General features: G+C 67.4%; 1 protein-coding gene. It reads right to left on the reverse strand.

The window, feature by feature from the left end; translation table 11 throughout:
* Window positions 1-1,328, reverse strand: a 1,328-nt coding sequence (locus GR303_RS24215; protein ID WP_281408854.1) for a DNA translocase FtsK, incomplete at both ends; no start/stop codon positions are given.

The raw sequence follows: 1,328 nt of genomic DNA on the forward strand, positions 1-1,328 counted from the left end.
AGCAGGATTTCCCGTTTACCGGCGTGGTTTGCGGGACCGACGATGCCCTCCTGCTCCATGCGCTCCATGAGCGAGGCGGCGCGGTTGTAGCCGATCTGGAGCCGGCGCTGGATGTAGCTCGTCGAGGCCTTCTTGTCGCGCAGCACCACCGCCACCGCCTGGTCGTACAGATCGCCGCCGGGCGCCCCGAACTCGCCCGCATCGAACACCGGCGCGTCCGCACCGGCGCCACCGCCCTCGTCCTCCTCGGCCGTGACCGCCTCCAGGTACTGCGGCCGGCCCTGGCGCTTCAAGTGCGCCACCACCTTCTCCACCTCCTCGTCCGAGCAGAACGGCCCGTGCACCCGGGTGATCCGGCCCCCGCCCGCCATGTACAGCATGTCGCCTTGCCCTAAGAGCTGCTCGGCGCCCATCTCGCCCAGGATGGTGCGGCTGTCGATCTTCGAGGTGACCTGGAACGAGATCCGGGTGGGGAAGTTCGCCTTGATCGTGCCGGTGATCACGTCCACGGAAGGACGCTGCGTGGCCAGGATCACGTGAATGCCGGCCGCCCGCGCCATCTGGGCCAGGCGCTGGATCGCGCCCTCGATCTCCTTGCCCGCCACCATCATCAGATCGGCCATCTCGTCGACGATCACCACGATGTAAGGCAGGGGCTCGAGCTCCATCACCTCGTCCTCGTAGATCGCCTCGCCGGTCTCCCGGTCGAAGCCGGTCTGCACCGTGCGGGTGATGGTCTCGCCGCGCGCTTTCGCCTCCGTGACGCGGGCGTTGAAGCCGTCGATGTTGCGCACGCCCAGCTTCGACATCTTGCGGTAGCGGTCCTCCATCTCGCGCACCGCCCACTTGAGCGCCACCACCGCCTTCTTCGGGTCGGTGACCACCGGGGTGAGCAGGTGCGGGATGCCGTCATAGACGCTCAATTCCAGCATCTTGGGATCGACCATGATCAGGCGGCACTCGGCCGGCGTGAGGCGGTAGACCAGCGACAGGATCATGGTGTTGATCGCCACCGACTTGCCCGAGCCGGTGGTGCCGGCGACCAAAAGGTGCGGCATGCGGGCAAGGTCCGCGATCACCGGCTCGCCGCCGATGGTCTTGCCCAGGCACAAGGCGAGCTTCTGCTTGGTGGTCTCGAAGTCGGCGGAGGCGAGGAGTTCGCGCAGGTACACGGTCTCGCGCTTGTGGTTGGGCAGCTCGATGCCGATGGCGTTGCGGCCCTGCACCACCGCCACGCGGGCCGACACCGCGCTCATCGACCTTGCGATGTCGTCCGCCAGGGAGATCACCCGCGACGACTTCGTCCCAGGCGCAGGCTCAAGCTCATA

Source organism: Microvirga arsenatis (genome assembly GCF_009910705.1).
GTDB classification, from domain to species: domain Bacteria; phylum Pseudomonadota; class Alphaproteobacteria; order Rhizobiales; family Beijerinckiaceae; genus Microvirga; species Microvirga arsenatis.